The sequence below is a fragment of the Streptomyces milbemycinicus genome, assembly GCF_002154605.1.
Classification (GTDB): Bacteria; Actinomycetota; Actinomycetes; order Streptomycetales; family Streptomycetaceae; genus Streptomyces; species Streptomyces milbemycinicus.
This window is the reverse complement of the sequence record NZ_MUNE01001102.1, coordinates 1-696: the sequence shown is the minus strand read 5'-3', so window position 1 is coordinate 696 and position 696 is coordinate 1. Positions and strand designations below refer to the sequence as shown.

Sequence of the window (696 nt, the reverse complement as noted above, 5' to 3'; positions counted from 1 at the left end):
TGGCCGCGCAGCCGGCCAACCATGCCGAACGTCTCTTTCTGACCACCCTTACCTGGCTGAGCGAAGGCTTGTTGACGGTCATGTGCGACTCTCCTGGGTTTGCAGGGCGGCCCGAGCAGATCGGCAGAGCAGCGGCGCGGATGAGGTGACGCCGGACCGTCCCGGCCAGGCGTCGGGTACTGCGGACGGCTGTTCCGCTGCCGTCTCCGAAGAAATTAGCCGCCTTATCGAGGCATCCGTCAAGGGTGTGTGTGGCTGTCTTCTCAGTGATTTATGGATGATGACTCAAAGTCGAGGCCGATCTAGGTCCAATAGATCCGTGAATATAACGATTAGTCGTAGAACTCTATGGCGTGGAGCCATCTCCGAATGAGTACGACTCATTGTTGCCTGCGGTACGATGAGCACGGCTCCACAGCGATCAGCCGCCCTCGTCGCAGTCACCCCGGAGGCACGACAGATGAACGACACGCCCGCAGCCGAAGCGGCCTTGCCGGCGCAGGTCTCTTACACCGAGGCGGCAGCGGCGAACGGCTCGGACCAGCGGCGTGACTATCGCCCCGGTTACGAAGTCGTCGCGGAGCGGATCCTCGAGTTCATCGCCGAGGCCCGTCTGGTGGCGGGCGATCGGCTGCCCACCGAGAACGATCTGGCGCAGATGCTGAATACCAGCAGGGCGGTGGTGCGGGAGGCCGT

General features: G+C 62.8%; 1 protein-coding gene. It reads left to right on the top strand.

From position 1 onward, the window contains the following. Positions 1-460: 460 nt before the first annotated feature. Positions 461-696, top strand: a 236-nt coding sequence (locus tag CCN51_RS51335; protein WP_143676226.1) for a GntR family transcriptional regulator, incomplete at its 3' end; no start/stop codon positions are given.